Origin of the sequence: Bradyrhizobium sp. NAS80.1 (assembly GCF_001908205.1) — a bacterium.
GTDB lineage: Bacteria > Pseudomonadota > Alphaproteobacteria > Rhizobiales > Xanthobacteraceae > Bradyrhizobium.
In genome coordinates, this window is record NZ_LGHL01000136.1 from 14,065 (window position 1) to 40,652 (window position 26,588).

Consider the following 26,588-nt stretch of genomic DNA (forward strand, 5'->3'; position numbering starts at 1 on the left):
TGGTCCATAGGCTATGCCCTACCACGCGTAGCGCACGACGCCCTTGCCGGCGTAGGAGCGGGTAACGTTCGAGAACTCGCCTTCGAAGGTTGCCGACGCAGACCAGCCGTTCATCCAGTTCATCTGCACCGATGCCGTTGTCAGCGCGGAATCACGCGCCAGCGCGGCGCCGTTGACGACGAAGGCCGCGCCCGGCAACGTCTGGAATACCGCACCGACAGTGCGGTCCGGATTGTAGTCATGCGCCCAGGCGACGCGGCCGCGCAGGGTCATCAGGCCGCCGGCCGCTGCAAACGATCTGTCCGCGCGCAGGCCGAGCTCGGTGCGGGTGCTGGTCACGTCCTTGGCGGCATAGTTGAGCGCAAAGGCATTGCTGCCGACCACAGCGAACTCCGAATAGTTCGGCAGGCTGAACTTGGTGGCCTGAAGCGCCGCATACGGCGTCAGGCCGATCCACTGCGTGGCATGACGGTAGCCGCCTTCGACGCGGCCGGAGAACGCGTTGGCGTTGAACTGCGCGCGCAACTGATCGACGCCGGCAGCCGTGACGATGCGGTTGGTGGTGACATCCTGCCAGCCATAGGCGAGCGCCGCCGTGATGTAGGCAGGTCCCGCCGTGTGACGAACGAAGGCGCCGGCCTGGAACAGATCCGAACGGCCCCAGCCGAGCCCGTTGACGCTGAAGCCGGTGCCGCCGCCGGCAAGTGCAAAGCCGGCGATCGTCGACGGCGAAAAGCGATAGTCGAGACCGACGGCAGTGCCATAAACACTGCTGCTGGTGTTGTTGGAGCCGAGCGCAGCATTACCGTCAGTGGTCTGCGAGCCGCCGTAGCCGGCCGCCCACACATCCCAACGCTGTTCGAACGTCGCAGCGGGCGCCTTGCGGTAGATCGAAGCGAAGGCATCGCGCGCAGCCTTGTCACGCGCGCCTCTGCCGGTCGCAGCATAGGCGTTTGCATCGTCGGCGAATGGCGTCGCACCCGGCGTGCCGCTGCGCCCCGAGCCAAACACGTCGGTCAACAGGCCAAGGAACAGGTTCATCGCATCGAACGTCGTCTGCTGTGATCCCGTCGCCGGCTCGCCGGAGGCCTGCGTCAGGCCGGCCGGCGAGAGGTTCGCGAGCACGACGGGAAGGCTGCCGGTGCTGTTGAAAACATTCGTCAGCGCGTTGGCGACGTTCTGCTGGTTGACGTTAAGGCCCGAACCGTAGCTCAGCGCGAGATCCAGGAAGACGTTGTTCGGGTCGTAGCTCAGACTGGCCTTCAGGTTCGGCGAGAGCCCGCTAACGACCGGATTGAACGTATCGGGGAGCGTCGCCGCGTTCAGGATCGTGTAGTGCTTCGCGACCGAGCCGTTCGGAACGACTACGACCGTAGCGCCGCCGAGCGTTGCCGTTCCCGTGATGACCGTGAGGCCGCTGCTGGCGCCCGTGACCTGCACCATGTAGCTCGACGCGCTCGTGAACGAGAGGTCGCCGGACACGGTGAGCGTTCCAGTCGGATTGCCCGGCGCCAGCGTACCGCCGTTGACGGTGGTTGTGCCGACCGTGCCAACGCCGCCGAAGGTACCGCCGGCGGCGACGGTCACGGTGCCGTTGATGGTGCCTGCAAGCATGAGCGTGCCGCCGAGCACGTTCCAGTCCTGATTGCCGGTCCCGGTGACGGTCCAGGTCGAGTTGTCGACCTTGTTGAAGGTCGTGAAGCCATCATACTGGAGACCGGAACCGATCAGGCTGAGATCGAATGTGCCCTTGCCGGTGCCGCCGAGCTGGAAGGTGTCGGCGCCGGCGCCAAGCACGAAGCCGTTGATGACGCTGCCGGGGCCGAGCGTCAGTGTGTTCGGGCCGCAACTGCAGAACTCGATCGCAGCGAAGCCGGTCGCGGCGTTGATGGTTCCCGAGTTGAAGACGCTCGCCCCGCCACTCACGCTGATGCCGACACCATTGGCCCCGACGGTGATGGTACCGGTATTGACGACCTGATTGGTCGCGGTGAACGCGGTCACGTCCATGCCGATGCCAGCAGCGCCGACAGTGATCGTGCCGTTGTTGGTGACGATGTTTGAATCACCGAACACCACCATGCCTCCGGCAAAATCGGCACCCGTGATCCGTCCGCTGTTGGTGATCGTGCCGGACGAGCCGCCATAGGCAATCCCCGCCCCGCCCAAGCCGACGTTGATCGTGCCGCTTTGGCTGATCGTGGCCCGATCACCTTGCACCGAAATGCCTGCCGAGCCGCTATCACCGGCCGTGATCGTACCACCATTGGTGACCTTGGCATCGTCGCCGATCACGGCAATGCCGACGCCAAAGTCGCCGGCCGTGATCGCGCCGAAATTGCTGGCGGTCTCAAAGGCGCCTTGCATGAAGATACCGGCGGCGTTCTGGCCAACCGAAATCGTGCCGGTAGCTGTGTTGGTGACCGTATTGCCAGCGTTGATCGCCAGAATGCCGCCGGAGAACCCGGGGGAATCGCCAACCGTGATCGCGCCTGCATTGGTCACGGTCCCGCCGGCAAAGACGAAGATTCCGGTCGAACCGTTGCCCCCGGTGATCGTGCCCGTCGCGGCATTGGTAATCGTGTTGGTCTGGCCCGAGAAGATACCTGTCCCCGATGCCCCAACCGACAGACCGCCGCTGTTGGTGACGGTGTTGTTGTCGCCGACCGAGATCGCGGCACCGCCGTCACCCGATGTGATCGTTCCAGCATTGGTGATGACGTTGTGATCGATCGCCTGGATGCCGAGACCGTTATCAAGCACCGTGATGATGCCGTTGTTCGTCACGGTGTTGAAATTGCCGACGCCGATGCCTGTCAGGCCCGAACCTGCCGACAGCCTCCCGCTGTTGGTGACGGTGTTGGAATCGTTGACGCCGATCGAGACCGTGCCGTTGTCATTCACAGTCGCGGTGGACAGCACATTGACGTTGAGACTGTCGACCCCGGCTCCGGCCTGAAAGCCGTCCACGTCGGTACCGCTACAGGTCACGGTCTGGCCGCTCGAGGCCGGATCAGGCGCGCAGAGCGCGTTGGCCGGCGCCGTCCAAAGGCTGAAGCCGACGAAAAGCGCGGATGCGCTGACGAGCGATGCAGCGCTGTATCGGCGCAGTCGATCCTGCCGCCTCCTTGGGCCCTCGCCCCTCACGTCGTGCCCCCATTCCCGGCAATCCGCTGGTGAACTTAAGCCATCAGGAGGCTCCGCAGAACTACGGCGCCACCCGAATTCGTCCGTTTGGCGCACAACCGGGGCAGAATCCCGCTGCGATGTTGCAACCGCGCCACGGTTTGCTGCGCCCGGCTCCCATTCCGCGCACGCGCGTCAGAATGCCCGGCCATATGTACGATCATTCACATCAATGGCTGATCATCCAGGGCCGTGCGGTCGGGAAACCTTTGGCGCCCCTCACCCGTACACGAACGCCTTGTCGTCCAGATCCGTCTTCGGAATCTCGTCCTTTTCGGTCCAGTAGTCCTGGCTGTGCTGCCATTCCGGCTTGTCGCCGCGCTTGGGCAACAGGTCCATGTTGCGCATCATGTAGCCGGGGTTGAAGTTCTCCGGATCGATCCAGGGCAGGATCGGCATGTTGTGGTCCTCGGCGCGCAGCTTGACCTCGACCTTCTTCGTGCCCTTGGCCTTCATGTGTCCGAGCAGGCGGCAGACGAAATCGGCGACAAGATCGACGCGCAGCGTCCAGCTCGCGCGGAAATAGCCGAACACCCAGACCATGTTCGGCACACCCGTGAACATCATGCCGCGATAGGTGACGGTGTCGCCGAAGGCGAGCGGCCTGCCGTCGATCTCGAAGGCGATATCGCCGAGGGCGGCGAGGTTGAAACCAGTCGCGGTGACGATGACGTCGGCTTCGAGCAGCTTGCCCGACTTGAGCTGAATGCCGTTCTCGACGAAGCATTCAATCTCGTCGGTGACGACGGAGGCCTTGCCGCTGGCGATGCCCTTGAACAGATCGGCGTCCGGCACGAACGCAATACGCTGCCGCCACGGCCGGTACGTCGGCGTGAAGTGCGTCTCGACGTCGTAATCCGGCCCGAGGACCGCGCTGATCTGGCCGATCAGCTCCTTCTTGACTTGCTCGGGCTTGGACACGCAGAGCTTGGTGAAGGCGTCCTGCTCGAACAGGATCTTGCGCCGCACGATCTCGTGGATCCACTCCTCATCGACCTGGAGCCGGCGCAATTCCTCCGCGATCTCGATGGCGTTGCGGCCGAGACGGAAATAGGTCGGCGAGCGCTGCAGCATGGTGACATGCGCGCACTTGTCCGCGATGTTCGGCACCAGCGTTGCCGCTGTCGCGCCCGAGCCGATCACGACCACCTTCTTGCCCGTGAGGTCGATATCATCCGGCCAGGTCTGCGGATGGACGATCCGGCCCTTGAAGCGGTCCATGCCCTTCCATTCCGGCATGTAGCCTTCCGAATGGCGATAATAGCCCTGGCACATCCAGAGGAAATTGGCGGTGAAGGTTCTTGGCTCGCCCGTGTCGGTCGTCACCGCCTCGATGGTCCAGAGATTTTGCTCGCTCGACCAGCTCGCCGAGTTGATCCTGTGCTTGTAGCGGATGTGACGTGCGATATCGTTGTCCTCGATCACCTCGTTCATGTAGGCGAGGATCTCTTCGGCGGTCGCGATCGGGGGGCCGACCCAGGGCTTGAAGCGATAGCCGAAGGTGTGGAGATCGCTGTCGGAACGGATGCCGGGATAACGATGCGTGGTCCAGGTGCCGCCGAACGTCTCCTGCGTTTCCAGAATCACGTAGCTCGTGCCCGGAAGCTGATTGGTCAGGTGATAGGCGCTGCCGATGCCGGAGATGCCGGCGCCGACGATCAGCACGTCGAAATGTTCAGAAGCCTGTTTGGCCGTGGCGTGACTGCGAACAGCGACATTCATTGTTGCTTCTATGCCTTGCTTGTTTTTGTGGCCGCCCTTCACCGGACGGCGCGTTTCCTCCGCGACGGGCATGGTCGCCCATCGCGCTTCCACTGCAAAATGACATAGATCAACTCGCGGTCAAATCACAGCGCCGCACCCCAGCTCCGCGCGGTCTGCAAGATCCAGTCGCGATAGAGCGTGAGCGGTGTGACCCCGGTCAATCCGCCGCAGCCGGCGGCGCCGTTCGGCCCGGTGGACCAGCTGATGACGCCGACGAGCACCGGGCCATTGGGCTTGTCCTCGAACACGGGGCCGCCGGAATCGCCTGTACAAGCGCCGATTCCGTCGCGAACACCGTTGGTTACGGGATCGACCAGCCGGATCTGCAGCGTGCCGGGCTGACCGGTGGCAATGAGCGCCGCAACGCGCGTCGCGCCGCCGCTCTTGCCGTCACCGCGCGCGGTGACACCAATGCCGGCGATCACGAAGCGGCTGCCGACCTGGATCGGAATATTCGGCATGCCGACCGGCACCGTCGATTTTCCCTTGAGTGGAATTTCGAGTTGCAGCAATGCAACGTCTGCGGTGGCGCGATGCGCCTGCATCGCCTGCATGTTGAAGTTCGGATGGATCGCGACGGTGCGAACGTTCAGCAATTGCGCCTGACCGTCGGCGCCGCGATCGACGATCTTGTAGTCCGCGCCGGGCTGCACGCAGTGGGCAACCGTGAGCACGAGCTTCGGCGCGATCAGGCTGCCGGTGCAGAAATTGCCGCGCGAGCCGACAATGGTGACGACGGAGCGCGCGACGCCATCGGCCTGCGGCGTGCCACCGCCGACGATCGCATGGGCGGGGGGCACGAGCAGCAGCGCGGTAATAATGAAAGTAACAAGCTTCTTCATGGGAACACGCTTTGGCGTCGGCATCGGTGAGGTCGGGGGATTGCTTCGGACTGGTCCTTGCCGATATCGCATGCTAGCCCTCTTGGAAAGCAATTGACGAGGGCAGGCCATTGGCAATCGAGGCTGTGATCTTTGATTTTGGCGGCGTATTGACGAGCTCGCCGTTCGAGGCGTTTGCGCGGTTCGAGACGGAGCGAGGGCTGCCCGTCGACATCATCCGGCGCACCAATGCTGCCAACCATCTGGAAAATGCCTGGGCCAAGTTCGAGCGTGCCGAGGTCGACATCGAAACCTTCGACAGGCTGTTCGCCGAGGAATCACGCGCACTCGGCGCGGAGGTGCGCGGCCGCGACGTGCTGCCGCTGCTTCAGGGCGATCTTCGCCCTGAAATGGTCGAGGCGTTGAAACGCATCAAGGCGAGTTTCAAGACAGGCTGCATCACCAACAACCTCCCTGCCAACGCCATCGGCAGCATGACCGGGCGCTCACTCTACGTCGCCGAGGTGATGGTGCTGTTCGACCACGTCATCGAGTCCGCCAAGATCGGCCTGCGCAAGCCAGATCCGCGCATCTACAAAATGATGGTCGAGACGCTGAAGGTCGATCCGAACAATTGCGTCTATCTCGACGACCTCGGCGTCAATCTGAAACCCGCGCGCGAGATGGGCATGACCACGATCAAGGTCGCCAGCGGCGCCCAGGCAATCGCCGAGCTCGAGGCGGCGACCGGGCTGAAGCTCGGTTAGTTGCGCTGCCAATCCCTCATCCTGAGGAGCGCGCTTTAGCGCGCGTCTCGAAGGATGAAGGCCCCGCTTGTGCCCCTCGCCCTTCGAGACGCCGCTTCGCGGCTCCTCAGGGTGAGGGAGATAGAGGATCACGTGACGCATCAACGAATTCGTCATTGCGAGCGCAGCGAAGCAATCCAGAGTCTGTCCGCGGTGGAATTCTGGATTGCTTCGCTGAGCCTGTCATCGGGCCGCGCTTCGCGCGGACCCGTCGCCTCGCAATGACAACTGTGGCCAGATATCGCCTACAAAATTTACTTCGCCGCGGCGGCTATGCGCTCCGGAAAAGCGGCAGCGAGTGAATCTCGATCCGGCTTCAGCACGCCGCGCTCCGTGATGAGGCCGGTGACGAGGCGCGCCGGGGTCACGTCAAAAGCATAGTTCGCGACCGGCGATCCCTCCGGCACGATGCGCACCGTCTCGAGCCGTCCGTCTGCGGTACGGCCGGTCATGTCAGAAACTTCAATGCCGCTGCGCTGCTCGATCGGAATATCGCGAATGCCGTCATCGACCGCAAAATCGATCGTCGGCGATGGCAGCGCCACGTAGAACGGCACGTCGTTGTCGTGGGCGGCGAGTGCCTTCAGATAGGTGCCGATCTTGTTGCAGACGTCGCCATTGGCCGCGACGCGGTCGGTGCCGACGATGGCAAGATCGACCATGCCGTGCTGCATCAGGTGCCCGCCGGTGTTGTCGGCGATCACCGTGTGCGGCACGCCGTGATGACCGAGTTCCCAGGCGGTGAGCGAGGCGCCCTGATTGCGCGGGCGGGTCTCGTCGACCCAGACATGAACCTTGATGCCGCGCTCGTGTGCGAGATAGATCGGTGCCGTCGCCGTGCCCCAGTCAACGGTCGCAAGCCAGCCGGCATTGCAATGGGTCAGCACGTTGATCGTGTCGCCTTGCTTCTTCTTTGCCGCAATTGCCTCGATCAGCTTCAGGCCGTTGCCGGCGATGCCGCGGTTGATCTCGACGTCCTGCTCGACGATCTCGTCGGCGCGCGCATACGCAGCCTCCGCCCGCTCTAGCGGATCGATCGGCGCGAGCGTCGTACGCATCTCGTCCAGCGCCCATTTCAGATTGATCGCGGTCGGGCGCGCCACGACGAGCGTCTCGTAGGCGCGCTTCAGGCCGGCGTCGGAGGCGTCCTCGCGCATCGCAAGCGCCATGCCGTAGGCCGCGGTGGCGCCGATCAGCGGCGCACCGCGCACCAGCATGTCGCGGATGGCGACCGCGGCGTCCTCGCACGAGGTCAGCTTCGCAACGACGAACTCATGCGGCAGCCTGCGCTGGTCGATCGCGCCGACCGACCAGCCGTCACGCTCGCGCCAGATGCTGCGAAAATGTTTGCCGTCGACCTTCATGGCGTTCTGCCTTTCGTCTCAAGCCCGCAGGATGCGCCCCGCCACCGCATCGAGCTTCTTCAGAAGCTCGGGATCGCGCGCCTCGGGCGCCGTGATCAGCGCGGTATCGAGTGCGCGGTCCGAGCCGATTGGGCACGGCTCGTGCTCGCGCGGGAAATCCTTTGCCAGCCGCGCCACCAGCGCCTTGGCCTTGTCGGCGTTCGAGGTCAGCACGCGGATGATGTCCTGGACGGTGACGGCATCGTGATCGGGATGCCAGCAGTCGAAATCCGTCACCATCGCCACGGAGGCGTAACAGATCTCGGCCTCACGGGCGAGCTTCGCTTCGGGCATGTTGGTCATTCCGATCACGGAACAGCCCAGCGTCTTGTACGTCATGCTTTCCGCATAGGTGGAAAATTGCGGTCCCTCCATGCAGACATAGGTGCCGCCCCGCGCAATTGCGATCCCCTCGGCGTCAGCGGCGGCCGCGAGATGGATCCGCAACCGCGGCGAGACCGGATGCGCCATCGACACATGCGCGACGCAGCCCCTGCCGAAGAACGAACTCTCGCGCTTGTGGGTGCGGTCGACGAACTGATCAACGAGAACGAAGGTGCCGGGCGGCAGTTCCTCTTTGAAGGAGCCGCAGGCCGAGAGCGAGATCAGGTCGGTGACGCCGGCCCGCTTCAGGACGTCGATATTGGCGCGGTAGTTGATGTCGGAGGGCGACAGCCGGTGGCCCTTGTCGTGCCGCGGCAGGAACACGATCGGCAGGCCGGAGATGGTGCCGCGCCGCAGGGGGGCAGAAGGCTCGCCCCAGGGGCTCTCGATCACCTCTTCGCGAGCGTCTTGCAGTCCCGGCAGGTCGTAGATGCCGGAACCGCCGATGATGCCCAATACCGCCTGCGTCATGCCTGTTCCACCCTATCAGCGCTACGCGATTACGTGGAGAAGCTATGCCAGTTTTACGATGGTTTTGGAACGGGGTGATGCGGCGATGCAGGAGCTGTGAGGAGCGTAAAGGCGCTGGCCTCACACTCAGTGTCGTCCCCGCGAACGCGGGGACCCATAACCACAGGCGGCGGTTTGGCGAAGACTCGTAGTTCGGTACTGCGACCTCAAACGACCGATAGATTCCGCGGTATGGGTCCCTGCGTTCGCAGGGACGACACCGAGGAGGGAGTAGCGCCCTCGATTAAGCCGCGGTCGCCGGCTGCAACTGGGTCGCGACCATCCGCTCCAGCGTCTCGACGGACTGGAAATTCTCCGGCGTGATCTCGGACTGCGGGATGGTGAAGTCGAACTCGGCCTCCACGCCCAGCATCAAATTGACCATGTCCATCGAGGTCAGGCCGACATCGACGAGCCTGGCCGACGGCGTGATGTCCGCGGTGAGCGAGTTCTGTTCGAGGATGCCCTTCACCAGCTTGATGATGCGATCGCGCACGTCGGTATCGAAGGCCTGCATCGGCAAATTCCCATTTATCTATCGGGGTCGGACCGGGCTGACCGCTAGGATGTGCGCGGGCAGCCGGTCCCACAATGGGCGCGAGGATTACTTCGCCTTTCTTAGTAAACGATGACTCAGATTGACTAAAATTCAGGCCTCTTCCAGATCACCTAACGCGATCATGGAAATTCGGGCGCTGCAAACAATTGGGCCTTAACCGTTCGTCCGGAATTGGGCTTTGTTTACCCTCTATTTCATCGACGAATTTGAATTAAATCCCTAGCCTCGTCTCACAAGCAAAGATGGTCGGAGGATCGCTTACGCGGCATCGCGAATAATGCCGGCGATCCTGAACGACGAACCGGAGGCGGACGAGTATGAACGTGCGTGAAGCAGTCCTCACTGTCGACGAAACGCAGGCGAGCTTCCTCGAGCAGGGTCCCTCCTTGATCGAACGCGCGGCCCGGACCGCCGCGGCGGCGGCTGCCGACGCAGACGCGGTTGATCGTGACGCCCGCTTCCCGCACAAGGCTTTCGAGGTCGCACGCGAGCAGAAGCTGCTCGGTGTTATGATCCCGGTTGAGTACGGCGGCTTCGGTGCCTCGATCTACGACGTCACCGACATCTGCTACACGCTCGGGCGTGCCTGCGCCTCGACCGCGATGATCTACGCGATGCACCAGACCAAGGTCGCCTGCGTCGTCAGACATGGCCACGGGATTCCCTGGATGGAAACCATGATGCGCCGGGTCGCCCGCGACCAGTGGCTGCTCGCCTCCTCCACCACCGAAGGCCAGAACGGCGGCAACATCCGCGCCAGCGCGGCGGCCATCGATCACGACGGCGACACCGTCTCGCTCGTGCGCGACGCCACAGTGATCTCCTACGGCGCCGAGGCGGATGGCCTCGTCACCATCGCCCGCCGCGCCACCGAAGCTGCAGCCTCCGATCAGGTGCTGCTGGCGCTCGCCAAGGACGATTATTCGCTGAAGCAGACGCTGGGCTGGGAAACGCTGGGCATGCGCGGCACCTGCTCGACAGGTTTCGAGCTGAAAGTCGATTGCCCCGCCGACCGCGTCTTCCCGGAATCCTACGACAAGATCCACGCCCAGACCATGACGCCGTTCGCGCATCTGTGCTGGTCGTCAGCTTGGGCCGGCATCGCCGCCGCAGCCGTGACCCGCGCGCAGGCCTTCATCCGCAAGGCGGCGCGCAGCTCCGGCGGCCAGATGCCGCCGGCCGCGGCGCACTTCACGGCCGCGAAGATGTCACTGGCCAAATTGCGCGCGCTGATCGCGGCCAATCTCGACGTCTTCGCCCGCGCCGAGCATGACGAGCGCGCGCTCAGCTCGCTCGACTTCCAGTCCTCGATCACGCTTCTTAAGGTGCAGGCCTCCGAGCTTGCGGTCGAAACCGTGATGCATGCGATGCGCACCGCGGGCCTATCCGGCTACCGCAACGACGGCGAATTCACCATGGGCCGCCACCTGCGCGACGTGTTGTCGTCGCCGATTATGATCAACAACGACCGCATCCTGGCCAACGCAGCCACCTCGACACTGATGAGCAGCGTGCCAATGAGCCTCCGCGACTAAACCAACAAGAACAAATTTGAGATAGCCGGACATCCCATGAATATTGCCGTCCTCCCCGATTCGCCTGAGACCGCTCCGCAAATCGCAGATCCACTCGATCATCTCGCCGACAAGCTGTTCCACCACATGGGCTCGGACGGCGTCTACGCCCGTACCGCGCTCTATGAGGGCATCGTCGAGCGGCTCGCCGCGCTGATCACGAACCATCGCGAAGCCGGCACCGAGGTGATGCGCTTCCCGCCGGTGATGAGCCGCGCGCAGCTTGAGAAGTCCGGCTATCTCAAGAGCTTTCCGAACCTGCTCGGCTGCGTCTGCGGCCTGCACGGCACCGAACGCGAGATCAACGCCGCCGTGAGCCGCTTCGATGCCGGCGGTGACTGGACCACCTCGCTCTCGCCTGCCGATCTCGTGCTGTCGCCGGCGGCCTGCTATCCCGTCTACCCGATCGCGGCGAGCCGCGGGCAATTGCCGAAGGGTGGCTTGCGCTTCGACGTCGCCGCCGACTGCTTCCGCCGCGAGCCGTCGAAGCATCTCGACCGGCTGCAATCGTTCCGGATGCGCGAATATGTCTGCATCGGCGCACCCGAGGACGTCGCCGACTTCCGCGAGCGCTGGATGGTGCGCGCGCAGGCGATCGCCCGCGATCTCGGCCTGACCTTCCGTGTCGATTATGCCAGCGATCCCTTCTTCGGCCGCGTCGGCCAGATGAAGGCGGTAAGCCAGAAACAGCAGCAGCTCAAGTTCGAGCTCCTCATTCCGCTGCGCTCGGAAGAGCAGCCGACCGCCTGCATGAGCTTCAACTATCACCGCGAGCATTTCGGCATGACCTGGGGCATCCAGGACGCCAATGGCGAGCCGGCGCACACCGGCTGCGTTGCTTTCGGCATGGACCGGCTCGCCGTCGCCATGTTCCACACCCACGGCACCGATCTTTCCGCCTGGCCCGCCAAGGTGCGGGACATCCTGGGCATGCAGCCGCAGTTCGCGGCCGATGCCCATGGCGAAGGCTGGCGCTAAGCGAACGAGGCCTACCATTTCCACGGGCAAGACAAGCGTGATCCACACCAAGGTCCGATGCCGCGAAATCACCGAGTCCGACGTCGAAGCGATCGCGGACTTGCTGACGCGCGGCTTCGTCGGCCGTTCGCGCAACTACTGGATCCAAGGCCTGCGCCGACAGGCCTTCCGGCCCGTGCCGGAGGGCTATCCGCGCTTCGGCTACATGGTCGACAATGACGGCACGCCTGTCGGCGTGCTGCTGCTAATCTACACGGCGCGGAAGGACGGCGAAGAGACCGCCATCCAGTGCAACCTGTCGAGCTGGTACGTCGATCCGGCGTACCGCAACTACGCTCCGCTGCTGACCAAGATCGCGCAGCGGCACAAGGAGGTCACCTATCTCAACATCAGCCCGGCGCCGTGGACCTGGCCGATCATCGAGACGCAGGGCTTTCGCGCCTATTGCCGCGGAATATTCTTCTCGGTGCCGGCGCTGTCGCGCGCCCCGCGCTGGAGCAAGATCGAGGTGATCTCGCAGCACGCCAAAACGATCGAGGGGCTTTCCGACGATGAGACCGAGCTGCTGACGCGGCATGCGCGCTACAATTGTCTCAGCCTCGTCTGCCGCACGCAGGAGGGAACGTTCCCCTTCATCCTGCAACCGGTGCGCATCCGCCGCGGCTTCATCGCGCCGCCTGCGATGAAGCTGATCTACTGCCGCAGCGCCGCCGAATACGCCGCCTGCGCCGGCCGCATCGGCCGGCTGCTGCTGCGGCTCGGCAAGATCTCGGTGGCCGTCGATTGCAATGGTCCGATTCCGGGCCTCGTCGGTATGTACAACGAGCAGCGCGGCCGCAAATACTTCAAGGGCCCCCATCAGCCCCAGCTCGGCGACCTCACCGACACGGAGCTCGTGCTGTACGGGCCTTGAGCAGGCCCGCGGGCCGCGCTCTAGCTCTGTCATCCTGAGGCGCTCGCCGTGCGCAGCGCGGCGAGCCTCGAAGGATGAACGGCAGGGATACAGCCGGGCCGTCGTCCTTCGAGGCCTCCGCTTCGCTCCGGCACCTCAGGATGACGGTACAAAGCAAACCTGCGTTTCGCGCGTTGCGTCGTGCGGGCAACGCGTCTCTCCATCACCAGTCACCCTCCGTAAACTACTGCGCTTAAGGGAATTTTCCCGGGTCATCGCTACCCTCGGCACCGGAATCACGCTGCGTTAAGTCTATTGCCCGCCGAGACCCCGTCGATCCCATGACGTCGACCCGCGACAACGAGCTTGGTGCACGCCGCGAGCAAGGCCCGGACGCCCTGCTTGCGCTGAGCCAACTCGCGCTCGACCATATGGAGCAGGGCGTGTGCGTCTATGACGCCGACAACCGGATCGTTCTGGTCAACCAGCGCTATCTCACGATGTTCAACATGTCGGCCGAGATCGTGCGGCTCGGCACCAGCTATCGCGACGTGCTCGCCCACAGCGCCTCGCTCGGCAATTTTTCAGTGAGTGAGCTGGATGCGCTCTATGCCAAGCGCGTAAAGTTGATCGAGGCGGGCAAGCCGTTCCGGACCGAGCAGCGGCTGCCGAACGATCTCGTGCTGTCCCTCGAGATGAAGCCGCTGCCCGGGGGCGGCTGGATGACGATCTGCGACGATGTCACGCGCCGGGCCCGGCTCGAAGCGGAACTGCAGCTTCAAACCGAACGCAGCCAACATGCGCTCGCCCACATGTCGCACGGCCTCATCATGTATAATGCCGACAGCCGTGTCGTCGTCTGCAACGAGAGATTCCTGCAATTCTACGACCTCGACCCCGAGATGGTGAAACCGGGCGTCACGCATCGCGACGTCGTCGAGCACTGGGCGTCCCGCGGCAATCTGCCCGGCATGTCGAAGGACGAATTCCAGGCGCTCCGAAACGACGATGTGCGCACCCGGAACCCGAGGCCGATCCTGGTGACGCGCTTCGACGGCCGAAAGGTCCAGGCGACCTCCCGGTTCATGCCCGACGGCGGCTGGGTGACGGTGCATGAAGACGTCACCGAACGGCTGCAATATGAAGAGGCGCTGAAGCAGCAGAACATCATGCTGGACGCCGCGCTCGAGAACATGGCGCACGGCCTTGCATTCTACGACAGCGATATGCGCCTGCGCGTCTGCAACACCACCTACCGGACGATCTACCATCTGTCACCCGAGGAGGCCGCACCCGGCACGCATATCTCGAAGCTGATCGAGCGATCGATGACGAACGGCGCCTTCGCGACCGAATACAGCCCCGCGCAGATTCTGGAGACCGCCCGTGCGCGGATCGACGGCAACGATACCTCGCCGATACGGCGGCACATGTCGAACGACACCGTGGTCTCGGTGCGCTACTGCGCGCTGGCCGAAGGCGGCTTCGTCGCCACCTATGAGGACATTACCGAGCGCGAGCGCGCGGTCGAGGAATTGAGCGAGCAGTATCGCCGGTTCGACGCGGCGCTGAACAACATGAGCCAGGGGCTGTGCATGCTCGATTCGAGCCTGCGCGTGATCGTCTGCAACCGCCGCTACATCGAGATGTATGGACTGTCGCCTGACGTCGTGAAGCCGGGCGTCTCGATGCGCGAGATCATGGAGCACAGCTGCGAGCTGGGCAACCATCCGAACACCACGGGTGCGCGGCTCTATGCGGACTATGTCGAGAGGCTGCGCGAGGGTGAGCATACACTGCATCGCCATCTGAGCGATGGCCGCATCATCAAGCTCAATCACAAGCGGATGGAGCTTGGCGGCTGGGTCGTCACCTATGAGGACGTCACCGAGCGCCACAAGGCGCAGGCCCGCGTGGCGCACATGGCGCGGCACGATTCGCTGACCGACCTGCCCAATCGCACGCAGTTCCGCGAGAAGATGAGCGAGGGGCTGAACCAGGTCGCGATCGCCGGTGGCGAGATGGCCGTGCTGTACTTCGACCTCGACAATTTCAAGACCGTCAACGACCGTCTCGGCCACGCTGCAGGCGATCGGCTGTTGCGCTGGGTGGCGGCGTGCCTGAAAGAGAATGTCGGTGAGCACGACACGATCGCCCGACTCGGCGGCGACGAGTTCGCCGTTCTCCAGCGCGCACCGCAGCCGCAATCGGCCGAAATGCTCGCCCGCCGCCTCGTCGAGATCATCGGTCACCCGCCGCCGCTGGAGAGCCAGTCGATCCATGTCGGCGTCTCCGTCGGCATCGCGATCGCGCCCGAGCACGGGCTCGATGCCGACGAGCTGATGAAGTGCGCCGACCTCGCGCTGTACCAGGCCAAGGCGAAGGGACGCGGCGCCTATCAGCTGTTCGAGCCCGAGATGGAGGAAGAGGCGCGCAGCCGCCACGCGCTGGAGCACGATTTGCGCACCGCGCTGGAGCGGCGCGAATTCCACCTGGTGTTCCAGCCGCAGGTGCGGCTCGATTCGTCCGAGCTCACCGGCTTCGAGGCGCTGCTGCGCTGGAAGCATCCTTCGCGCGGCTTCGTCTCGCCAGCCGAATTCATTCCGATCGCGGAAGAGAACGGGCTGATCGTTCCGATCGGCGAATGGGTGCTGCGCACCGCCTGCGCGACCGCCGTGTCGTGGCCCGATGTCACCGTCGCGGTGAACCTGTCCCCGGTGCAGTTTCGCTCGCGCGGGCTGGTGGCGATGGTCACGAGCGCGCTTGCAGAGGCCGGCCTGCCGCCACGGCGACTCGAACTCGAGGTCACCGAGACGGCCCTGCTCGACGACAGCGAGGCGACCATCGAGATCCTGCACCAGCTCCGCGCGCTCGGCGTGCGCGTCAGCCTCGACGATTTCGGCGTCGGCTACTCCTCGCTGAGCTATTTGCGCAAGTTTCCGTTCGACCGCATCAAGATCGACCGCTCCTTCGTCGGCACGCTCGGCGAAAGCCCGGAAAGCGTCGCCATCGTCCACACCATCGCAAGCCTCGGCTCCGTGCTCGGCGTCGAGACCACGGCGGAGGGCGTCGAGACGATCGAGCAACTCGACTTCGTCCGCGAATGCGGCTGCACCGCGGTGCAGGGATACTATTTCGGCAAGCCGTGCCCGGCAGCCGAGGTCGGACGAACCATCGAAACGCTGAACGCCGTCCGCCGCGTGGCGTAAGGCTTCGGCCGCCTCAAATTCCGCCGCTCGGCACACCTTCGAACGACCAATTGTCGCACGTGCCGATTCCTCCGGGATTGCCGCATCCACCGACAGGCGTGGTCCGCGCAATGCGCTTTTCTTCTTTCGTGATTTCGGGAACAATCGCCTCACAAGAATGCGAAACGGCGGTCCCAAAGAGGCCGCTGTGAGGGAGGAGTTTCGATGTCGCGATACGGGCTGAAGACGATGGCCTCTGCCGCCATATACGCTGTTGTGGCCGCGTTGCTCGCGACCGCCGCCGGTGCGCAGGACTATCCCACCAAACCCATCACGCTGATCGTGCCGTGGCCGGCCGGCGGTTCGACCGACATCTCGATGCGCGCGATCGCCGACAGCGCCTCGAAGGTGCTGGGGCAGCCAATCGTGATCGACAACAAGGCCGGCGGCGGCGGCACGGTCGGACCTGCGACCATGGCCGCGGCCGCGAAGCCGGACGGCTACACCATCGCGCAGATTCCGATCACGGTGTTCCGCCTGCCCCTGATGCAGGAAGTGTCGTGGGATCCGGCGAAGGACTTCACCTATATCATTCACCTCACGGGCTATACGTTCGGCGTGACCACGAGCGCAGAGTCGCAGTTCAAGTCCTGGAAGGACGTGGTCGACTTCGCGAAGGCAAATCCGGGCAAGGTGACCTATGCCACACCGGGCACCGGCACCTCGCTGCATATCGGCATGGAGCAGATCGCGGCGATGGCCGGAATCAAGCTCACGCAGGTACCGTTCAAGGGCGGCGCGGAGACCAACGCTGCGGTGCTCGGGCAGCACACCATGCTGCAAGCCGATTCCACGGGATGGCGGCCGCTGGTCGACGCCGGCAAGCTGCGGCTGCTGATGGTTTGGACTGGCGCGCGATCGCCGAACTATCCTGATGTGCCGACACTGAAGGAGCTCGGCTATCCCATGGTCTACGATTCCCCGTTCGGCATCGCCGGCCCGAAGGGCATGGACCCCAAGATCGTCGCCAAGCTGCACGACGCCTTCAAGAAGGCGGTCGAGGACCCCGCAGTGATCGCCACGCTCGCCAAATATGACATGGTGCCGAACTACAAGAACACCGAGGACTACAAGAAATTCGTCGTCGAGGTCACGGAGTCCGAGCGCAAGATCATCGACACGCTCGGACTTGCGAAGAAGTAGGATTGCGGCCACTTTCGTGTCCCGGACGCGGTGCAACGCTTCTCCAGCGGTGCACCGCAGAGCCGGGACCCACCTTTGCCACGAACCTATGGGCCCCGGCTCTGCAGCGCACCACTTCGTGCTGCGCAGCGTCCGGGGAACGGCCGAGAGGGCGTCGATGAACGATCAAACCAACGTCAAATTCCGCCTCAATAACTCCGAACTCTGGGGCGGGTTGATCGGGCTCGGGCTCGGCGGCTTCGTGATCTGGTCGGGGCTGAAGCTCAAGCTCGGCACCATCAACGATCCCGGCTCGGGCTACGTGCTGTTCTACACGGGCATCCTGATGTGCGTGTTCGCAGGCTCCATTATCATCTCGGCCATCACCGAGGGCGGACCCACGCTAGCCTCACGCTGGGAGAATGTGCGCTGGAGCAAACCGCTTCTCATCATCGCCTGCCTCACCGCGTTCTCCTTCGCCCTGGAGCCACTGGGATTCCTGCTGTCGTCGATCCCGCTGATGCTGCTGCTGTTGCGGCTGATCGACCCCGTGCGCTGGACGCTGGCGATCCCGATCGCCGTGCTGGTGCCGCTCGGCATGTGGTGGGTGCTCCAGCGCCTCCTCTTGATCCAGTTGCCTTCGGGCCTGTTCGGGATCGGGTGACCTTATGGATACGCTTGCCAATGTCGCGCATGGATTCGGCGTCGCGCTGACCGGGATCAACCTGCTCTACTGTTTCATCGGCGTCTTCATCGGCACGCTGGTCGGCGTGCTCCCGGGCATCGGGCCGATCTCGGCGATGTCGCTGCTGCTGCCCGTGACGCTGTCGGGCACGCCGGAATCCGGCATCATCATGATGGCCGGCATTTACTACGGCTCGATGTATGGCGGCTCGACCACCTCGATCCTGGTCAATATCCCCGGCGAGGCGGCTTCCGTCGTCACCTGCATCGATGGCCACCAGATGGCGAAGCAGGGCCGTGCCGGCCCTGCGCTCGGCATCTCCGCCTTCGGCTCCTTCATCGCCGGCACATTCGCGCTGGTGGCGCTGATGCTGGTGGCGCCGAGACTTGCCAGCATCGCGATCGCGTTCGGCCCGGCTGAGTATTTCAGCCTGATGGTGCTCGGCCTCGTGGTGCTCACCTTCCTCACCCAGGGATCGATGCCGAAAGCGCTGCTGATGGCGTGCATCGGCGTCGTGCTTGGACTGATCGGGCTCGACAGCATCACGGCGCAGCCACGTCTGACATTCGGCCGCATGGAGCTGATCGATGGTATCGGTCTCGTGCCTGTCGTGATGGGTCTGTTTGGCGTTGCCGAGGTGCTGCTCAACACCGAGCAGGCCATCAAGCGCGACATCATCAACGGCAAGATCACCCAGCTCTTGCCTAACAAGGCCGATTGGCAGGCGAGCGCCGGCCCGGTGACGCGCGGTACCCTGCTCGGCTTCCTGCTCGGCATCCTGCCGGGCGGCGGCGCCGTGGTGGCCTCGTTTGCATCCTATGCGTTGGAGAAGCGGCTGTCGAAAACGCCGGAGCGGTTTGGTCACGGCGCGATCGAGGGCGTCGCCGGCCCGGAGTCCGCCAACAATGCGGCGGCCGGCGGCGCGTTCATTCCGCTGATGACACTGGGCATCCCGCCGAACGTGGTGATGGCGCTGCTGCTCGGCGCATTCGTCATTCACGGCCTGCAGCCGGGACCGCTTTTGATCGCGCAAAACCCCGGCCTGTTCTGGGGCATCGTCGCCAGCATGTATATCGGCAATGTCATGCTGCTGATCCTCAATTTGCCGATGATCGGCATGTGGGTGCAGCTCCTGAAGCTGCCCTACAACATCCTCTTCCCGCTGATTATCCTGTTCACGATCCTGGGCGTCTACTGCTCGAGCAACAACGTGTTCGATGTCTACGTCATGATCGCGTTCGGAATCATCGGCTATCTCATGCGCAAGCTCGGCTACGAGCCGGCACCGCTGGTGCTCGCCTTCGTGCTCGGACCGATGCTGGAGAACAATCTGCGCAAGTCGCTGATCCTGTCGCAAGGCGATCTCTGGACCTTTGTGCAGCGGCCGATCTCAGCGGCCTGCCTTACGCTTGCGCTGGTGCTCCTCATCGCTCCGCTGTTGCCCACGCTGCGCAAGAAGCGCGAGCTGGTGGCGTTGGACGAGGGCGCGTGAGGAGATTTGGAATCGACGCGTGGCGTAAGGCGCCACTCAATCAGCCCTCGCCGGCTCCCTCGAGCCGATCACGCAGCGCGCCAATTACGCGATGGGCCGTCTCGATCTCCTTCACTGACAAATCATCCGCCAGACCGTTGACCCACGGGACCTGCGAGCGGCCGGCGGCATCGTAGACCTGCCTGCCCATGCCGGTGAGCACCACGAGTTGCGCGCGGCGGTGATGCGGGTTGGTCTCGAACGCGACGAGGCCATCCCGCTCGAGGTCGTTGACGATACGCTGTACGTTCTGGCGGTTGGCGCCGAGATTGCGCGCCAGCCAGGCAACCGGTTCCGGTCGCTCGGCAGCGACGATCGCCCCCAGGATCTGCCAGCGCGCGCTGGTAAGGCCGAGCGACGCGACCAGCCGGTCACCGGCGGTCAGGAGCAGTCCGTTGACCCGGAACAGGTCGAGGATGAAGCCGGTCAGCGCCTCGCCCGCCGGGGTCCGTTTGGACTTGTTCATTTGCAGCGATCACCCCTTATTGACATCATGATGTCAAATTTCCATGCAATATATTGTCGAATTGACACTATGATACCAAATCACACGGAGTGATGCCATGCCCCAGATGCGCCCGCTCGACCCGACCTTCCCGATCGACCGCCAGATTGCGCTCGACGCCAGCCCCGTGGTGTTGGTCAACCTATTCACGCTCGATGCCGCGGACGAACAGAGTTTCCTGAAGAGCTGGCAGGACGATGCCGCTTTCATGAAGCGGCAACCGGGCTTCATCTCCACCCAGCTCCACCGCGCCGTCGGCGACAATCCGACATATCTCAACTACGCAGTCTGGGAATCCAATGCGCATTTCCGCGCGGCGTTCACCCACCCGGAATTCCGCGCGAAGATCGCGGACTACCCCGCATCCGCCGTCGCCAGCCCGCATCTGTTCCAGAAGGTCGCGGTGCCGGGCATTTGCGTAGCGTAGCTGCCGCCGATCGTCGAAAGGGTCAGCCCGCCGCGGGCAGCGCGTTGTTCGGCGATGTGCCCCACGGGCGCTCCGCTGAGGCGAGCCCGATCAGGCGGCCCTGGATGTAATCGCAGCCCCAATCCAGCAGCATGCTTGCGGCCTCTTCGTCCTGCACCCATTCGGCGACCGTCTTGATGTCGAGGCGGCGGGCAAGGTCGATCAGGGTCTGCACGAAGGCGCGGTCGTCGGCGGAGCGGGTGATGTTCTGCACGAAGGCGCCGTCGATCTTGACGATGTCGACGCCAAGACTGCGCAAGTTGCGGAACGAGGTGTAGCCGGCGCCGAAATCATCGATGGCGATGCGGCTGCCGAAATGCTTGAGACGGCCGACGAAGGCGCGGACGTCGTCGATGTCCTGGATCGCGACCGTCTCGGTGATCTCGACGATCAGCCGCTCGGCGACGCCGGGATGGGCATGCATGAGCGACTCGATGCTGGCCCACCAGTCCGGATCCATCGTCGTGTCGGGCGAGATATTGAGGCTGAGGTGGGCGTCGGGCGCGGCCGCCAGTTCCGCGACCACAAGCTCGAGCACGCGGTGATCGACCAGGCGGATCAACCCGAGCCGTTCGGCGACCGGCACGATGTCGGGTGCGAGCAGCACCTGGCCGTTGCCCTGGTCCATCCGCACCAGGCACTCGTGGAACGCACGTTCCCGCGAAGCGGCCGCAACCACCGGCTCATAGGCGAGCTTGATGCGGCGCTCGTTCAGCGCGGTGACGATCTCGTCGGTAACGCGGATGTTGACGCGGCGTTGCGCATCGCGCGCGGCATCCGGACGCCACGCCGCGAACGAGCCGGCGCGGCGTTGTTTTGCAGCGTCCAGCGTCTCATGGGCGCGATTGACGGCTTCGTCGGTGTTGCGGGCATAGCGCGGCACGCTGACCGCGCCGATCGAGGCGGTGACCGAAACCGGCCCGGATTTGGTCGGTACGACTTCGTCGCGGATGCCGGCGAGGAAACGCTCGGCGGCGACGTTCATGTCGTCGACGGTGCAGTTCTTCAGGATCAGGCCGAACTTGTTGCCGGAGAAACGACCGAGCACATCGCCGCCGCGCAGCCGCGCACGGATGCGCTTGGCGACATCGAGGATCACCGCGTCCGCAACGTCGAAGCCAAAGGCGTCGTTGACGCGGGCGAGATGATCGATGCCGACCAGCATGAAGGCCGCAGTCGAGCGGAAGCGGGTCGTCTCCTCGATCGCCTCGGCCAGGGCCGCGATCAAGTGGGAGCGATTGAGCTCGCCGGTCAGTGGATCGAGCCGTGCGAGCCTTGTCAGCTCCTCATCGCGGGCACGCCGCTCATTGTTGATTCGGACGGAGCCGAACGCGCGCACCGGACGGCCGTCGGGGCCGGCGAACCAGCGGCCCGTCTCCTCGATCCAGATCACGGGATCGGCGGCACTCATGCGCACGCCGTACTCGACCCGGTAGGGTGTGCCGTCGGCGCCATGCACGGCCGAGGTCTGCGTTAGCACGGCAGTCCGCAGCGACTGCGCGGGCTCGATGAGCTTGGCGAATTCGGCGCCGGTTGCGAGCCGATCCGGCGGGATACCGGGGAAGACGGCGCTGACCTGCTCACCCCAGACAATGACGTCGCTGGCGATGTCCCAGGCGAAAACGGCCTGGCCGAGCGCGGCCAGGATGTCGGAGGCTTGCGGCAATGCAGGGGTCAAAATCGCCTCGTTTCGGGACAGCGGAGAGTCCTGAGTCGGCACAGAATACGGCCAGATTTGCCTTCGACCCTAGGCCAAGTTCATAAACAATTTGGAAACCACGTTCTCCGGCTGGCCGGAACCAAACCGGCCCGGCCGGCATAGACCTTGCGAGTACATGACACGCTCCGGCACCCGCGTCCCGAAACGCGACAGGCTTCGCCGGATGAATGGTGATAGCGATGTTGGGTACTGATCGATCGGATGAGGCGGACAACGGCACGGGCACGGCTCTGGTGGCGCTGACACCGATGTTGCAGTGGGTCCGCAAAGCGCCGCTGCCGCGCCCCGATTCGAACTTCGTCACCCAGCTCATTGCCAATGCCGAACATCTGCCCCAGACGAGCCGGCTCCGACGTGCCTCTTCCGACGATGCGCGGATGGCCTATGGCAGCAAGCACCCGCTGCCGAGCGTCAACGCGCGCACGCGGCAGGTGGCTTGAGATCGTTCTCCCTAACCTCGCCCCGCTTGCGGGGAGAGGGAGCGCACCACCGCAGCGGCGGCAGACTTAACCTCGAGAGATCAGCGCGGCTCTTCAGGCGAGGGCGGCGTGCCGCTGCCCGGCTGCAGTTGCGGCGAGGGGATTTCCGGCGAGGGCGTGATGGTCGGCGCGGGCTTGGGCGCAGGATGATCCATCAGTATGGACTCGGCGACGGATTGCGCCGTGGGCGCGGGTGGCACGACCGGAGCGGGCTGCGGCGCCGGCACCGGCTCGAACTTGGGCTCGGCCAGTGCATCGTCCACCGGGGCTTCGGCCCGGCGCTTGGCCTTGCGCGGCGCCGGCACTGTCGTCTCGGCGACATAGGTGACGCGGCGGCGCGTGCGCTGGGCAATGCCACCGAGGAAATCGGCCATCGCGAGCAGCACCAGCAGGAAATAGGTCGAGTTGCCGAATTTGGGCCACATCACAAATTCGGCGGCGGCGGCGCCGAACACGATCAGCGACAGCAAGTGATCCAACAGGAATTTCGAGCCGGGCCGCGCGCCTTTGACCACCTCGAGCAGCAGCAGCACGATACCGAGCGCGAGCAGCAGGTCGGCGAGCGTGACTGGCCAGGTCTCGCCCGTGATCATCGGCACCTTGAACAGCACGTCCGTAAAGGACACGCTCGGCATCAGGAAGGCGACGATGTTGTAGACCGCGAGCGGAATGAGAAGCAGCGGGAAACCGACCATCGGCGAAATGCCTTCTCGATCAAGATATCCGGACAGGACAATGCGGCGGCGAAGCATTTGCTCCGCCGCCGTCACCGTCATATCTCATGGGTTGGCCGAAACCAGGCAGGTCAAACCATCCTGCCCAAAGAAAGGTCCTGAGTTCAGGACTCTTTCTTCTTCAGGACCTGCCGGCCCTTGTACATGCCAGTCTTGAGGTCGAGATGATGCGGACGACGGAGCTCGCCGGAGTCCTTGTCTTCCACATAGGTCGGCTTCTTGATGGCGTCTGCCGAGCGGCGCATGCCACGGCGCGACGGCGAGGTTTTTCTTCTCGGAACGGCCATTTCAATATCCTCTAGGGATTGGTGTTATCAGGGCATCGTCCGCGAGGGGACGGCTCAGCACCCGCAATCCGAGGCGAGCTGAATGCCGATCAAGGCCGGGCTTATAGAGGAAGGCTGGCCGTAAAGCTAGGCTCTTGGGCCGGAAAATACGCTCGAAAAGGACCCGGAATCAGCGATTTTCCCGCCAACAGGTCGAAAGCGAGCTGGCCCGCGCCCTTGTCACATAGGTCACGGCCAGCCGCCGCACGCCCGGTCCGGGGATCCTGGCGCTGCGTTTGACCGGATTCGGCAGGATCGAGGCCAGCAGGGCCGCCTCCCGGGGAGAGAGGTCAGCCGCCGACTTGCCGAAGGCATAGGCGCTGCCCGCCTCCACCCCGAACTGGCCCTGCGGGCCGAACTCGGCGATGTTGAGGTAAATCTCCAGAATCCGCGCCTTGGGCAGGACGAAGTCGATCCACAACGCCAGCGGGAATTCGAGCACCTTGCGGACGAAATCCCGCCCCTGCCAGAGGAACAGGTTTTTTGCCACCTGCTGGGTGATGGTGGAGGCGCCGCGAAACGGCGTACCGTCCTCCTGGGCATCATCGATCGCCTCGCGCAGCGCACCCCAGTCGATGCCGTGATGCTTGCAGAAATGGGCGTCCTCGGCCGCCACGACCGACCGTGGCAGATAGGGCGACATCGCCGCCAGATCAATCCACTCCCGATGCATCGGCGCGCCCCGCAGCGAGCGCCAGGCCATCAGCGTCGAAACCGGGTGGCCGGCGCGATAGAACGGCGCGATGGCGTAGGGCGCGAGAGCTACGACCGCGAGCACCACCAGCAGGATTCTGACGACGCGCAAATCAACCTTTCCGGCGAAAAATGAAACGTGGTCACGGGCTCAGTCATTAAGTCTGTGATAATTCGGGCCTTTTCCAGCACTTTTTACGCCTTCCAAGCGATTGACTGGGGCGGGCGCATAAAGGATTGTCCGGCCGAATTTTAGTTCTGGAGCCCTTCTTGATGACCGGCACGTCCCCGTCCGATTTCGCCAAGCGTCTGGACAAGACCGCTGATGACACCGAAGCCCTGCTCGGGCGCTTGTTGTCGGACGACATCCTGCCCGATGAAATCGTCCGCCCCAAGCGACTGATGGACGCAATGCGCTATTCGAGCCTGAATGGCGGCAAGCGCCTGCGGCCGTTCCTGGTGGTCGAGAGCGCTGCCGTGTTCGGCGTGCCGCGCGAGGCCGCGCTGCTCGCAGGTGCCGCGCTCGAATGCATCCACTGCTATTCGCTGATCCATGACGATCTGCCGGCGATGGACAATTCGGACCTGCGCCGCGGCCGTCCCACCCTGCACAAGAAGACCGATGACGCGACCGCGATCCTTGCCGGCGACGGCCTGCTGACGCTCGCCTTCGACATCATCACCCGCGACGAGATCCATCGCGACGCCAATGTGCGGCTTTTGCTGACGCGCGCGCTGGCGCGCTGCTCCGGCATCGGCGGCATGGTCGGCGGTCAGATGCTCGATCTCGCCGGCGAAGGTCGCTTTGGCGACCGCGAGCCGGTCGATGTGGCGCGTCTCCAGCAGATGAAGACCGGTGCGCTGCTTCGCTTTGGCTGCATCGCAGGCGCGATCCTCGGCCAGGCCTCGCAAAAGGAATACCAGGCCCTCGACGATTACGGCCACGCGCTCGGCGAAGCCTTCCAGATCGCCGACGATCTGCTTGACGTCGAAGGCGATGCGGCGGCGCTCGGCAAGCCTTCGGGTCAGGACGCAGCGCTCGGCAAGACCACCTTCGTCACCCAACTCGGCCTCGAAGGCGCCAAGCAGCGCGTGCGCGACCTGCTCGCGCGTGCCGACAGCGCGGTATCGATCTTCGGCGATCGCGCCGCCGTGCTGCAAGCCGCGGCGCGGTTTGTCGCCGAGCGGAAGAGCTGACGCATCGCACGATCTTCACCTCGCCCCGCTTGCGGGGAGAGGGAGCAGAGCGCCGCTGCGGCGCGAATGCGAGTTGACCGAGAGGGCCGCCACCATCATGGCCACTGACAAGGAAGATCCCGTCCTCCTCCGCTTCCGCCAGATGTCGCGGCCGATTCGGCTGGTTTATGCGCGGCGGCGGACGTTCATCTCGCTCGGCGTCGGCATCCTCGTCTGCCTGCTGATCCCTGGTGCGCACCGGCTGGTGACGCGGCTGCTGTTCGGCTGGGATGCGTTGATCGCAGTCTATCTGGTGCTGGTCTACGCCATGATGCTTTGCAACGATCACCAGCACATCCGCCGTGCCGCCGTGATGCAGGACGACGGCCGCTTTGTGATCCTTTTGGTGACGGCGACCGGCGCCTTCGCCAGCATCGCCGCGATCGTCTCGGAACTCGGCACACCGCATCGGGGAGTGTCGGAGCTGACCGTCGCGATTGCGACCATCGCACTGTCATGGGCCGCCGTGCACACAACCTTCGCGCTGCATTACGCGCATGCTTATTATCGGCACACCAAGCCGGGCGGCCTTCAGTTCCCGAGCGGCGACAAGGAAGACCACGCCGATTATTGGGACTTCGTCTATTTCTCATTCGTGATCGGCATGACCGCGCAGGTCTCCGATGTCGGCATCACCGACAAGACCATCCGGCGCACCGCCACCGCGCACGGCATCGTCTCGTTCATCTACAACACGGCGTTGTTGGCGTTGACGGTGAACATCGCAGCAAGCGCGATTGCGCCATAGTCTCTCAAGCGATCGTCCCGGCGAACGCCAGGACGACATCGGGAACCTAATTGCACACCTCGGCATTGGCGTCGTTGCCGGGGCCGCCGCCGCCGCGATATTCGAGATGGCAGCCGCGCGAGACCGGACGGCAGCCGCCGCTATTGCAATAAATCTGCCCGCCACCCGCGGCGCGGCCGACGCGCGCGGCACCAGCAATGCCAGCAGCGGCACCATAG

General features: G+C 64.2%; 23 protein-coding genes. 12 read left to right on the forward strand and 11 right to left on the reverse strand.

Translation table 11 applies throughout. From position 1 onward, the window contains the following. Nucleotides 1-18: 18 nt before the first annotated feature. The 3 genes from AC629_RS28885 to AC629_RS28895 all read right to left on the reverse strand — a co-directional run bounded on the left by AC629_RS28885 (nt 19) and on the right by AC629_RS28895 (nt 5,792). Nucleotides 19-3,147 (reverse strand): autotransporter outer membrane beta-barrel domain-containing protein, encoded by a 3,129-nt coding sequence (locus AC629_RS28885; RefSeq protein WP_084808262.1) that lies wholly within the window; start codon nt 3,145-3,147, stop codon nt 19-21. 258 nt (nt 3,148-3,405) lie between these two features. Then, nucleotides 3,406-4,908, reverse strand: a complete 1,503-nt coding sequence (locus tag AC629_RS28890) for a flavin-containing monooxygenase (RefSeq protein ID WP_084808280.1) — start codon at nt 4,906-4,908, stop codon at nt 3,406-3,408. 125 nt (nt 4,909-5,033) lie between these two features. After that, nucleotides 5,034-5,792 carry a S1 family peptidase gene (locus tag AC629_RS28895; protein ID WP_084808281.1) on the reverse strand — a complete coding sequence of 253 codons (759 nt, stop codon included), beginning with the start codon at nt 5,790-5,792 and terminating at the stop codon, nt 5,034-5,036. 110 nt (nt 5,793-5,902) lie between these two features. Here AC629_RS28895 and AC629_RS28900 point away from each other — a divergent pair, with 110 nt between their 5' ends. Beyond that, nucleotides 5,903-6,538 carry an HAD-IA family hydrolase gene (locus AC629_RS28900; RefSeq protein WP_084808263.1) on the forward strand — a complete coding sequence of 212 codons (636 nt, stop codon included), beginning with the start codon at nt 5,903-5,905 and terminating at the stop codon, nt 6,536-6,538. 293 nt (nt 6,539-6,831) lie between these two features. Here the strand turns inward: AC629_RS28900 and mtnA are convergent, their stop codons facing one another. The 3 genes from mtnA to AC629_RS28915 form a co-directional block, all read right to left on the reverse strand. Then, nucleotides 6,832-7,941 carry an S-methyl-5-thioribose-1-phosphate isomerase gene (gene mtnA, locus AC629_RS28905; RefSeq protein ID WP_084808264.1) on the reverse strand — a complete coding sequence of 370 codons (1,110 nt, stop codon included), beginning with the start codon at nt 7,939-7,941 and terminating at the stop codon, nt 6,832-6,834. An 18-nt stretch (nt 7,942-7,959) separates the two neighbouring features. After that, the gene (locus AC629_RS28910; RefSeq protein WP_084808265.1) at nt 7,960-8,835 is read right to left on the reverse strand and encodes an S-methyl-5'-thioadenosine phosphorylase; all 876 of its coding nucleotides are present in this window, start codon (nt 8,833-8,835) and stop codon (nt 7,960-7,962) included. Between the two features lie 283 nt (nt 8,836-9,118). Then, nucleotides 9,119-9,391, reverse strand: a complete 273-nt coding sequence (locus AC629_RS28915; RefSeq protein ID WP_084808266.1) for a phosphopantetheine-binding protein — start codon at nt 9,389-9,391, stop codon at nt 9,119-9,121. A 359-nt stretch (nt 9,392-9,750) separates the two neighbouring features. Here AC629_RS28915 and AC629_RS28920 point away from each other — a divergent pair, with 359 nt between their 5' ends. From AC629_RS28920 to AC629_RS28950, 7 genes are all read left to right on the forward strand, one after another. Further along, nucleotides 9,751-10,968 (forward strand): acyl-CoA dehydrogenase family protein, encoded by a 1,218-nt coding sequence (locus AC629_RS28920; RefSeq protein WP_084808267.1) that lies wholly within the window; start codon nt 9,751-9,753, stop codon nt 10,966-10,968. Between the two features lie 36 nt (nt 10,969-11,004). Continuing rightward, nucleotides 11,005-11,985 (forward strand): amino acid--[acyl-carrier-protein] ligase, encoded by a 981-nt coding sequence (locus AC629_RS28925; RefSeq protein WP_084808268.1) that lies wholly within the window; start codon nt 11,005-11,007, stop codon nt 11,983-11,985. Between the two features lie 37 nt (nt 11,986-12,022). Continuing rightward, nucleotides 12,023-12,898: a GNAT family N-acetyltransferase gene (locus AC629_RS28930; protein ID WP_084808282.1), complete on the forward strand. Its 876-nt coding sequence runs from the start codon at nt 12,023-12,025 to the stop codon at nt 12,896-12,898. 320 nt (nt 12,899-13,218) lie between these two features. Beyond that, nucleotides 13,219-16,086 carry a PAS-domain containing protein gene (locus AC629_RS28935; protein WP_084808269.1) on the forward strand — a complete coding sequence of 956 codons (2,868 nt, stop codon included), beginning with the start codon at nt 13,219-13,221 and terminating at the stop codon, nt 16,084-16,086. Between the two features lie 204 nt (nt 16,087-16,290). After that, entirely contained in the window at nt 16,291-17,268 is a 978-nt protein-coding gene (locus AC629_RS28940; protein ID WP_084808270.1) for a tripartite tricarboxylate transporter substrate binding protein, read from the forward strand. Between the two features lie 157 nt (nt 17,269-17,425). Beyond that, nucleotides 17,426-17,911 carry a tripartite tricarboxylate transporter TctB family protein gene (locus AC629_RS28945; protein ID WP_084808283.1) on the forward strand — a complete coding sequence of 162 codons (486 nt, stop codon included), beginning with the start codon at nt 17,426-17,428 and terminating at the stop codon, nt 17,909-17,911. A gap of 4 nt (nt 17,912-17,915) precedes the next feature. Then, nucleotides 17,916-19,424 (forward strand): tripartite tricarboxylate transporter permease, encoded by a 1,509-nt coding sequence (locus tag AC629_RS28950; protein ID WP_084808271.1) that lies wholly within the window; start codon nt 17,916-17,918, stop codon nt 19,422-19,424. Between the two features lie 40 nt (nt 19,425-19,464). On the opposite strand, the gene AC629_RS28955 is transcribed toward AC629_RS28950, so the two are convergent. Further along, nucleotides 19,465-19,929, reverse strand: coding sequence for a MarR family winged helix-turn-helix transcriptional regulator (locus AC629_RS28955; protein ID WP_084808272.1), 465 nt, complete (start codon nt 19,927-19,929; stop codon nt 19,465-19,467). A gap of 97 nt (nt 19,930-20,026) precedes the next feature. Between AC629_RS28955 and AC629_RS28960 the strand changes: the two genes are divergently transcribed. Next, complete coding sequence (locus tag AC629_RS28960; protein WP_084808273.1) at nt 20,027-20,395, forward strand: antibiotic biosynthesis monooxygenase family protein; 369 nt, start codon at nt 20,027-20,029, stop codon at nt 20,393-20,395. Between the two features lie 22 nt (nt 20,396-20,417). On the opposite strand, the gene AC629_RS28965 is transcribed toward AC629_RS28960, so the two are convergent. Then, entirely contained in the window at nt 20,418-22,112 is a 1,695-nt protein-coding gene (locus AC629_RS28965; RefSeq protein ID WP_084808274.1) for a bifunctional diguanylate cyclase/phosphodiesterase, read from the reverse strand. Nucleotides 22,113-22,333: 221 nt separating this feature from the next. Between AC629_RS28965 and AC629_RS28970 the strand changes: the two genes are divergently transcribed. Then, complete coding sequence (locus AC629_RS28970) at nt 22,334-22,594, forward strand: hypothetical protein (protein ID WP_084808275.1); 261 nt, start codon at nt 22,334-22,336, stop codon at nt 22,592-22,594. An 80-nt stretch (nt 22,595-22,674) separates the two neighbouring features. On the opposite strand, the gene AC629_RS28975 is transcribed toward AC629_RS28970, so the two are convergent. The 3 genes from AC629_RS28975 to mtgA all read right to left on the reverse strand — a co-directional run bounded on the left by AC629_RS28975 (nt 22,675) and on the right by mtgA (nt 24,498). Further along, nucleotides 22,675-23,328, reverse strand: a complete 654-nt coding sequence (locus AC629_RS28975; RefSeq protein ID WP_084808284.1) for a hypothetical protein — start codon at nt 23,326-23,328, stop codon at nt 22,675-22,677. 143 nt (nt 23,329-23,471) lie between these two features. Beyond that, nucleotides 23,472-23,654 (reverse strand): 50S ribosomal protein L32, encoded by a 183-nt coding sequence (gene rpmF, locus AC629_RS28980; protein ID WP_007598106.1) that lies wholly within the window; start codon nt 23,652-23,654, stop codon nt 23,472-23,474. Between the two features lie 169 nt (nt 23,655-23,823). Beyond that, a complete protein-coding gene (gene mtgA / locus AC629_RS28985; RefSeq protein ID WP_084808276.1) occupies nt 23,824-24,498 on the reverse strand; it encodes a monofunctional biosynthetic peptidoglycan transglycosylase in 675 nt (224 codons plus the stop codon). A 161-nt stretch (nt 24,499-24,659) separates the two neighbouring features. Between mtgA and AC629_RS28990 the strand changes: the two genes are divergently transcribed. Beyond that, nucleotides 24,660-25,583 carry a polyprenyl synthetase family protein gene (locus AC629_RS28990; protein ID WP_084808277.1) on the forward strand — a complete coding sequence of 308 codons (924 nt, stop codon included), beginning with the start codon at nt 24,660-24,662 and terminating at the stop codon, nt 25,581-25,583. 97 nt (nt 25,584-25,680) lie between these two features. Beyond that, complete coding sequence (locus AC629_RS28995; RefSeq protein WP_084808278.1) at nt 25,681-26,370, forward strand: DUF1345 domain-containing protein; 690 nt, start codon at nt 25,681-25,683, stop codon at nt 26,368-26,370. Nucleotides 26,371-26,588 lie beyond the last annotated feature (218 nt).

Bases quoted from the DNA above. Each gene is read 5' to 3' on its own strand.
- AC629_RS28890 (WP_084808280.1), bottom strand. From the start codon at position 4,908: ATGAATGTCGCTGTTCGCAGTCACGCCACGGCCAAACAGGCTTCTGAA.
- AC629_RS28895 (WP_084808281.1), bottom strand. From the start codon at position 5,792: ATGAAGAAGCTTGTTACTTTCATTATTACCGCGCTGCTGCTCGTGCCC.
- mtnA (WP_084808264.1), bottom strand. From the start codon at position 7,941: ATGAAGGTCGACGGCAAACATTTTCGCAGCATCTGGCGCGAGCGTGAC.
- AC629_RS28910 (WP_084808265.1), bottom strand. From the start codon at position 8,835: ATGACGCAGGCGGTATTGGGCATCATCGGCGGTTCCGGCATCTACGAC.
- AC629_RS28915 (WP_084808266.1), bottom strand. From the start codon at position 9,391: ATGCAGGCCTTCGATACCGACGTGCGCGATCGCATCATCAAGCTGGTG.
- AC629_RS28920 (WP_084808267.1), top strand. From the start codon at position 9,751: ATGAACGTGCGTGAAGCAGTCCTCACTGTCGACGAAACGCAGGCGAGC.
- AC629_RS28925 (WP_084808268.1), top strand. From the start codon at position 11,005: ATGAATATTGCCGTCCTCCCCGATTCGCCTGAGACCGCTCCGCAAATC.
- AC629_RS28935 (WP_084808269.1), top strand. From the start codon at position 13,219: ATGACGTCGACCCGCGACAACGAGCTTGGTGCACGCCGCGAGCAAGGC.
- AC629_RS28940 (WP_084808270.1), top strand. From the start codon at position 16,291: ATGTCGCGATACGGGCTGAAGACGATGGCCTCTGCCGCCATATACGCT.
- AC629_RS28945 (WP_084808283.1), top strand. From the start codon at position 17,426: ATGAACGATCAAACCAACGTCAAATTCCGCCTCAATAACTCCGAACTC.
- AC629_RS28950 (WP_084808271.1), top strand. From the start codon at position 17,916: ATGGATACGCTTGCCAATGTCGCGCATGGATTCGGCGTCGCGCTGACC.
- AC629_RS28955 (WP_084808272.1), bottom strand. From the start codon at position 19,929: ATGAACAAGTCCAAACGGACCCCGGCGGGCGAGGCGCTGACCGGCTTC.
- AC629_RS28960 (WP_084808273.1), top strand. From the start codon at position 20,027: ATGCCCCAGATGCGCCCGCTCGACCCGACCTTCCCGATCGACCGCCAG.
- AC629_RS28970 (WP_084808275.1), top strand. From the start codon at position 22,334: ATGTTGGGTACTGATCGATCGGATGAGGCGGACAACGGCACGGGCACG.
- AC629_RS28975 (WP_084808284.1), bottom strand. From the start codon at position 23,328: ATGGTCGGTTTCCCGCTGCTTCTCATTCCGCTCGCGGTCTACAACATC.
- rpmF (WP_007598106.1), bottom strand. From the start codon at position 23,654: ATGGCCGTTCCGAGAAGAAAAACCTCGCCGTCGCGCCGTGGCATGCGC.
- AC629_RS28990 (WP_084808277.1), top strand. From the start codon at position 24,660: ATGACCGGCACGTCCCCGTCCGATTTCGCCAAGCGTCTGGACAAGACC.
- AC629_RS28995 (WP_084808278.1), top strand. From the start codon at position 25,681: ATGGCCACTGACAAGGAAGATCCCGTCCTCCTCCGCTTCCGCCAGATG.